The 7,307-nt window shown below is 74.3% G+C and carries 10 protein-coding genes and 1 pseudogene; all 11 read right to left on the bottom strand.

Features of this window, described 5'->3' with window-relative positions; all coding sequences use genetic code 11:
- The coding region (locus ABZW03_RS33635; protein WP_355266939.1) for a hypothetical protein at positions 1-198 on the bottom strand (198 nt) is incomplete at its 3' end.
- Positions 199-208: 10 nt separating this feature from the next.
- Positions 209-391, bottom strand: coding sequence for a hypothetical protein (locus ABZW03_RS33630; protein WP_355266936.1), 183 nt, complete (start codon positions 389-391; stop codon positions 209-211).
- 9 nt (positions 392-400) lie between these two features.
- Positions 401-841, bottom strand: a complete 441-nt coding sequence (locus ABZW03_RS33625) for a hypothetical protein (protein WP_355266933.1) — start codon at positions 839-841, stop codon at positions 401-403.
- A gap of 16 nt (positions 842-857) precedes the next feature.
- The gene (locus ABZW03_RS33620) at positions 858-1,049 is read right to left on the bottom strand and encodes a hypothetical protein (protein WP_355266930.1); all 192 of its coding nucleotides are present in this window, start codon (positions 1,047-1,049) and stop codon (positions 858-860) included.
- Positions 1,050-1,108: 59 nt separating this feature from the next.
- Entirely contained in the window at positions 1,109-2,494 is a 1,386-nt protein-coding gene (locus ABZW03_RS33615) for a transfer protein (RefSeq protein WP_355266927.1), read from the bottom strand.
- On the bottom strand, positions 2,491-3,327 hold the full coding sequence (locus ABZW03_RS33610) for a hypothetical protein (RefSeq protein ID WP_355266924.1): 837 nt from the start codon (positions 3,325-3,327) through the stop codon (positions 2,491-2,493). The genes ABZW03_RS33615 and ABZW03_RS33610 overlap by 4 nt, the downstream gene beginning before the upstream one ends.
- 84 nt (positions 3,328-3,411) lie before the next feature.
- On the bottom strand, positions 3,412-3,912 hold the full coding sequence (locus ABZW03_RS33605) for a hypothetical protein (protein ID WP_355266921.1): 501 nt from the start codon (positions 3,910-3,912) through the stop codon (positions 3,412-3,414).
- Between the two features lie 8 nt (positions 3,913-3,920).
- Positions 3,921-5,285 carry a hypothetical protein gene (locus tag ABZW03_RS33600; RefSeq protein WP_355266918.1) on the bottom strand — a complete coding sequence of 455 codons (1,365 nt, stop codon included), beginning with the start codon at positions 5,283-5,285 and terminating at the stop codon, positions 3,921-3,923.
- A 973-nt stretch (positions 5,286-6,258) separates the two neighbouring features.
- Positions 6,259-6,441, bottom strand: a complete 183-nt coding sequence (locus ABZW03_RS33595) for a hypothetical protein (protein ID WP_355266915.1) — start codon at positions 6,439-6,441, stop codon at positions 6,259-6,261.
- Entirely contained in the window at positions 6,441-6,941 is a 501-nt protein-coding gene (locus tag ABZW03_RS33590) for a hypothetical protein (protein ID WP_355266912.1), read from the bottom strand. Before ABZW03_RS33590 ends, ABZW03_RS33595 begins: the two co-directional genes overlap by 1 nt.
- A gap of 30 nt (positions 6,942-6,971) precedes the next feature.
- A pseudogene (locus ABZW03_RS33585) lies at positions 6,972-7,307 on the bottom strand (hypothetical protein); the annotation flags it as partial.

The following is a 7,307-nucleotide window of genomic DNA, read 5'->3' as shown; positions in this document are numbered from 1 at the left end:
GTCCCAGGTCTCGTCCTCGTAGCCGCCGCCGCTGCCGTGGCAGCCCTCGCACAGCTCGGTGTGGCCGGGGCGGGGGTTGGCCTGCTCGTCCTCGGTGCGGCGCTGTTCGTCGGCGAGGTCGAGGGCGATCTCGTACGCCTTCTCCTCCTCGCGGGTCGGGTGGTCGATGTGGTCGTACTGGTCGAAGTCGTCGTTCATGGCAGGCCTTTCAGGCGTCGGGGGTGGCGGGCTGGGGCTGCGGGGCGAGGGCACGCAGGGCGTCGGCGATGGCGAGTAGGGCCAGCAGGTGGGCGTGCTCGGAGGGCGGCAGGTATCCGTAGTCGACGTAGACCCGGGCGAGGTCGTAGTGCGTGGCGGCGGGCCTGCCGCAGTCGGTGAGGGGGTGGGGCACGGTGTCCGTTCAGCGGTTGCGGTTGGTGACGTTGACGTGCACGTTCACGGCGCCCTGCCCGCCCCGGCCGCCCGCGCCGCTGCTGTTCTTGAGCAGGTAGAGGACGCCGAGGACGGCGACGAGCAGGGCGAGGCCGGTGGTGGCGGCGGCGAGGGCCTGGAGCAGGAAGCCGAGGCCGAGTCCGGCGCCTCCGATGCCGATGCCGCCGGCGAGCAGGCGGGCGGGCCACGGGTCGCGCGCCGGGACCTGCTCGGCGGCCTGCTGCTGCGCGGGCGCGGCGGGCAGGTAGACCACGGTCGGAGCGAGCGGCTGCGCGGGCGCCGGGGCCGGGACGTGGTACTGGTGGAGGGCAGGCGGGTTGGTGAGTGCGGCAGGGGCGGCGGCGTAGTAGGGGGTGCCGTCGGGGCCGTAGGCCACGGGGGCGGGCGCGGGTTGAAAGGGCGTGGTCACGGGCTTCTCCTGCCGGTCAGTGGAGGGCGCCGAGGGCGGCGGCGATGGTGGCGATGAGGTGGTCGATGGCGGTGTGGAGGCCGGTGGAGGCGAGGGCGTAGCCGAAGAGGGCGGCGACCACGGCGGAGCCGAGGCGCACGTAGTGGTGGCGCATGAGGAAGAACAGCGCGACGCCGCTGAGCGCGGTGAGGGAGACGGAGAGGATCACGGCACACTCCAGGGTCCGGTCGGGCAGTGCGGTGGGGTGGCGGTGCAGAACAGGCCGGGTCAGCGCAGGTTGCTGAGGGCGTTGCGGATGCTGCCGAGCTTCACGGGGCGGCCGCCGTCGGCGTTGACGGCTTCCAGCAGGGCGTGGGCGTCCATGTCGCCGTCGGCGCCTTCCAGGGCGGCCTGGACGCGATCGGCGATGGTGAGCCGCGCGGCGGTCTGCGGGCGGCCCGGTGCGGCCGGGGCGCCGCCGCTGCTGCGGGACCGGCCGCCGCCCTCTTCGCCGTCGGTGTCGGGCGGCGGGAAGGCGGCGTTGTAGGCGTCGGCGCCGTCGAGCTTGTCGGCGTAGGCGCGGCCGGCGGCGGGCCAGGACGCCTTCTCCAGGACGGCGTGCGGGTCGTCGCCGTACAGGGCGAGCATCTCGGGGTCCAGGCCCTCGGTGGGGATGGGGGAACCGACGCGGAAGAACCGCATCTTGGCGCCGGGGTAGGGGCCAGAGAGGTGGTAGCCGGTGCCCTGGGTACCGGGGCGGTCGTCGGCGGCCTCGGTCTCGAACTGGGAGACCAGCCGGGTGGCTCCGGCCTTCTTCGGGATCGGGGCGAGCTTCTGGCCGGCGGGCAGCAGGCCATCGGCGACGAGCGTCTGCATCATGCTCGAGGTCCAGCGCAGCAGCAGCACTTCGCCTTCCTTGAGCATCGCGCGCATCGTGTCCGAGCCGCCGAGCTCGTCGAGGTGACCGGCCTGCGCGAACAGGGCGATGCCGACGCCCAGTGAGCGGCCGGTGCGGCCGATGTCCTTGATGTAGAAGGTGGCCAGGTCCCGGTAGGGGGCGCCCTTCTCCAGCAGGCGGTTGGCCTCGTCGATGACGACGTAGAGCAGCGGGTCGGGGCGGTCGCGCAGGAACTTGGAGCGGCCGGCCGCCGCGTACCGGGCGGCGCGCTCGCGCATGACGCACCAGGCGGTGTGCAACTGGGCGATGACGCCCTCTTGCGAGTACACCGCCCAGTCGACCTGCCCGCGGGCCTCGGGGGCGGACTGGCCCTCCTTCAGGTCGCCGTAGAAGGTGGCGATCCCAGAGCGCTTCATGCCGGCCAACAGGACCTGGCCGCCGGTGGACTTCCCGGCGCCGGTGGTACCGAACAGCAGCAGGCGCTGGGCCGAGCCGGAGACCGGGTCGTAGAGCTGGACGTGGACCCTGCGGCCGTTGTGGTAGCTGCCGATCCAGATCCGGCCGCGTTCGTCCATGGCCAGCAGCTCGGGGCCGGGCAGGCGGACGTCGGCGAGCGGGTCGGCGGGGTAGATGGTGACCAGGGCCTGGCTGCCCATGGCCTCGATGGCGAGGCGGGAGGGGTCGTCGATGCGCATGGCGTCGGCGAGTCGCTCGGGGTCGTAGGTGATGATGTCGCCCGGCGGCGCTTCGAGGGTGAGTTCGTAGATGCGGCTCACGCGTCGATCTCCCGCCCGGTGTCGGTGTCGACGACGCGGATCCCGGTGATCGTGGTGCCGGGCATGCCCTTGGGGGCGATGTGCTGGGCCCAGTGCACGTACATGTCGGCGGCGTCCTGCGGTGCGCGTCCGACGGTCAGGCGGCGGACCCCGGCGCCGCGGCCGGGCACCTTCGCGACCGTGATCTCCTCTTCGTCCCAATCGAGCAGGGCCGACAGTCGGGTGGTGGAGATCGTGGGGACCGGGGTGCCGTGGTGGGCGGAGCGGATGAGGGCGGTCATGGACTGCGGGCCGGTCTTCTCGATGTGCTCCAGGACGGTGCCGGGGGCGACACCGTTCTCGACGGCGGCGTGCTCGGACCACCAGGCGGCGAGCGGGTGCCGGTCCACGGCCTGCTCCAGGCCGGTCGGCGCGTCCTGCCGGGCCTGCTCGACGGCCTCGGGGGTGAGGGAGGGTTCGCGGCCGGCCATGACCCGGGCGATGCGGGCGGGGCGGATGAGCCACACGGCGACGCTCCAGACGGCGTCGGCCGCCAACTCCCACCAGCGCACGCCCGGCACCAGGCGCTCGACGACGAGCAGGCCGGCCATCGTGACGGCCGGGGTGAGGTAGAGGGCGGTGGCGGTGTCCCGGACGGGGGCTTCCTTGGGGAGGGTGGCGGACCAGAGGAGGCCGTAGAGGATCGCGGCGCCGGTGCCGCCGACCGTGGCCGGGTAGAAGTCGGTGGTGAACGCGCCGGCCGCCAGGCCCGCGGTGCCGGTGAGGGTGGCGGCGCGGCCGAGGTGGCTGCGGGCGGTGGCGACATGCCCGCGGATCGGGCCGAGGGACATCATCAGCGTGCTCTCCTTCGCGTTCCGTGGCGGGGCGAAGGGGCGGCGGCATCGCTCAACGGGGCGGCGCCGCCGCCCCGTTGGGGGTCAGCGGTTGCTGTAGAACGTGCGCTCGGCCATCTCGACGGGCATGGCGTTGGCGGCCTCGGCGACCGACCCGTAGTCGGCCTCGTGCGCGTCGGCGGTGGCCCGGAACGACGTGGAGAGGTCGGCGAGGTCGGCGGCCATGGCCTCGGCCTCCTCCAGGACCGAGCGCATGACGGCGGCGGCGTCGCGGTGCTCGGCGACGGTGTCGCGGTCGACGGCCAGCGCGGCGGCCTGGTCGGCGAGGCGGTCGATCGAGGCGGCGCACTTCTCGACGTACGTGTAGGCGCTGGTGACCACGTCGGCGACGAGCGCCAGCTTCACGCCGGTCGCGGTGAGCTGGGCGATGACGATGCCGTAGCGCACGGCCTCGGTGAGGGCGCGACCGGCGGTGGCGAGGGCGGAGCCGATCCCGCCGCCGGCGCCGTCCCGGTCGGTGGGCGCGGTGGACGCGGTGAGCGGCTGACTGCTGGTGACCTGCTCGGAGCTGGTGGTGTCGGACACGGTGCCTCCTACTCGTTGTGGTAGTCGCGCTCGGCGGGTGCGGTGTGGCCGGCGTCGCGTACGGCGTCCGCGAGCGGCTTGTGGCGGGCGGCGGCGTTGTCGCCGGCGGTGGTGATGGCCTCGGCGGCGGCCGGGATCTTCTCGGCGACCGCCTCGGCGCGGGCCTTGACCTTCGCGGTCTTCTCGATCAGGAGGACGACCATGCGCTCCAGGACGCCGGGCACCTTCAGCGCGAGGATCTTGGTGTGCAGCGTCTCCAGCTGCTCGGCGAGTTCCTCGCAGTCGGTGGCGGCTTGCTTGGCCTCGGCGGCGCCCTGGGTGATCTCCTCGCCCATGTCGGCGTCCGCCTCGATGACGTCGTAGATCGTCAGCTCGGCGTCGGCGAACTGGGTGCCGTGCGCGGCGCGCGGCAGGGGAATGGCCACTGACTGTCCTCCGGCAGGGCTCGGTGGTGGTGGAGTTGGGGGTTCGGTGGTGCCGGGCCGGGCGTGGGCCGTGCGGTGCGGTGCGCGGGGCAGCGCGGCCTGGCCTCGGCCGAGGGCGGCGGGCGGGGCGGGTTTGCGGGGGCCGCCGTCGACGCGTTCGACCGTGATCGTCTCGCCCTCGGTCCAGGCCCAGCCCGGCGGCGGGCCGAAGTCCGGCTCGGGCTCGGGCCAGATGTCGTTCGGTTCCCGGTCCCACCCGTACTTCCTGCGAAATCGCCACCAGGATCCGCCCTTGCGCGGGTCCTCGTGCGTCGGGTCCCCCCACCCGTCCCGCGGGCCCTTGTCCTCGCGCTGCCGTGCCCGTTCGGCGCGGCGGGCGTTCGCCCGTTCGGCCCGCTGCCGGGCCCGGTCCGCGCGCTGGTCGCGGCGTGTACGGCGCTTTGCGCGGCGGTTCTCGGCCCGGCGCGAGCGGGAGGTCCGACGGTCGCGGCGGGCGCGTCCCCGGCGGGGGCGGCTGCGGCGCCGGACCCTACGGATCCTGCGCTTGGGCGTCCGTGCGCCCGGGGTCTTCCCGCCGTCCCCGGTCTCCGGTGCGGCGCCGGCCTCGCGGGTGGACGCGGCGTCGGGCGGGACGGCCAGGTCCGTGCCGGGCGGCCCGGCCGCATCCTTCGGGCCCGGCTGCTCGGCGGCCGGGTCGGGAGCGGAATCGGCCTTGGGCTTGCGGCCGTTGAGGATCCGGTCGGCGGCCCGGGCCCGCAACGCCGCGCGGATCGTCGTCGGCGTCGAGCCGGACAGGGACGGGTGGGCGCCGGTCGGCTTCCAGGAGCCGGTGGTGATCCGGTCGGCGACCCGGCGGCCGGCGGCTCCCCGGATCGTGTCCGGCCCGGCCGGGGAGCGCTGCGGCTTGGCCGGGCGGTCCGCGGGGCCGTTGGTGATGCGGTCGGCCATCCGGCGACGGGCCGCGCCCCGGATCGTGTCCGGCCCGGCGCTCTGACGCAGCGCACGCCCCGCCGACCGGTCCCGACCCTGGTCCCGGTGCCGGTCCGGGGAGGCGGAGGACGCCGTCCCGATACCCGGATTCCCGGTGCCGGAAAGGCGATGTGGGCGCCCCGTCGACCCGGAGGCCTCCAGGGCCCTTCTACGGGCTTCCCGCACCCGATCCGGCCCCGGACTGCCACCGCTGCCCGACGGGCCGTCAGAACGGCTGTGGCGGGGCTTCTCGGGCGCCTTGCGGTCCGATGTGCCGCCCGGGGCGGTGGGGCTCTGGCGGAAGGTCGCCGGGACCGTCGGGCCGGGGCGGGTCGGGTTCTGCGCCGGATGGCGTGTGCTCCGACCGAATTCCGGACCGGACTGCACCCGGCTCCGGGGCGCCGACCCGTGAAGGGCGGCCCGGGAATCCACAGGCTGTGGATTCCCGGACGCGGCCGGGGACGTCCGCTGCCGTTCCACCGCCTTCTGGTGTTCGGCGCGGGATTTCATGTAGGCGACGAAATGGGCGGCGCCCCGCAGGGCGGCCACGGTGATCCCGGCCATCATGGCGACCGACATCGCGGCGATATTCACCGGGCCGCCGCTCTCGGGGGGTGGTCCGGCCGGGAGGGCGTATTCGCTTTCGCGGGAAAGGTCGGGGTTTTCGGGGATCGACAGGGACGCGGGCGGGGCCAGCTCGGTGGCGAGCGGGGCCAGCACGGGGGCGGTGTCGGGCGGCCGGTCCTCGGCCACGACCCCCGGCACGGTCAGCCGGGGGAACCCGAGCACGGTCCCCCCGTCGTTGTCGGCCATCGGGCCTCCAATCGGGGTGTCACGCTCCGTGACGCATCCGGAGGTCCTTCACGCGTACGCGTGCACGCGTACGTGGGACCCCCGGATTCACGCAGCGGAGTGATGATGATGAGCGCGAAGCGTCACCAGGGGGCGTGCGTCAGGACGCGGCGTGCTGCTGGGTCCAGGCGCTGAGCATCCGGACCAGGTCCTCCCACGACTCGTCGTCGGTGCCGGCCAGGGTGCGGGCCAGGTCCCACAGCTCCCGCGCCCGGTCCGGGTTCGTCGTCGTCGCCGCCAGGCGCTTCTGCCAGTAGGCGACCTGGCCCGGGGAGAGCGGCATCAGGCACTCTCCTTGAGGAAGTCGAGGAACGCCGGAGCCTGCTTTTCCCCGGAATTCCCGTCCGGCTTCTCGGAAAGCCCGGAGGAAATGCCGTGGAGGGTGGCGGCGGTGTCCACCGCGTTCGCGCTCCGGGCCGCCTGGAGACCGGCTTTGCGGTCCTTCTTCAGGGACTTCTCGGCGGCGCGTTCAGCGCGCTTCCTCGGCGACTCGACGAACCGGTGGTTGTATTCCGCGTCGAGCTTTCCGGCGGCGTTCACCGCCTCCCGCAGGTGCCGTTCCAGCTTGGCGAGCGGGCGGGTGGCGAAGTAGGCGCGCACGCGCGGCTGGAGCGGCCGGTCGCCGTCGATGCGCACCGACTCCAGGTCGGAGCGGTACTCGCGCAGCAGGGCCTGGACCTCGTCGGCCATCTGCCGCAGCCGCTCGCGCTGCTGGGCGGCATAGATGGCCGTACCGCCCGGGGCCGTCAGGTGGTCCGACGTCCACCTGCTCGTGCTGGTCATGGTGTTCCTCCTGTTCCGGGTGGCGGTAGGTCAGGCCGAGGCGACGAGCGCGGCGCAGGCCTCGAAGGCGTGGTGCCAGGCCTGGTCGAGCAGGTAGCCGGACTGGGGGTCGTTGCGGAGCCAGCCGTCCTTGCCAGCGGCGTGGGCCAGGCGGACGACGCCGTGGGGCTCGGGGTCGCGCCAGTGGCCGCCCTGCCGGTCGGCGACGTAGTGGGTGGCCGCGCTGAGCGTGAGCGCGGCGGCCACCGGGCCGGGCCGCAGGCGGATGCCGAGCAGGCCGCGCAGGAGTCCGGCAACAAGGACGAGTCCCGGGTGACGCTCACCGAGGGTCAGGTGCTCACCGAGTACCAGGCGCTGGAGCTGCTG

It is taken from the genome of Kitasatospora sp. NPDC004799 (assembly GCF_040609095.1).
Classification (GTDB): domain Bacteria; phylum Actinomycetota; class Actinomycetes; order Streptomycetales; family Streptomycetaceae; genus Kitasatospora.
This window is presented reverse-complemented; position numbering and strand designations above follow the sequence as displayed.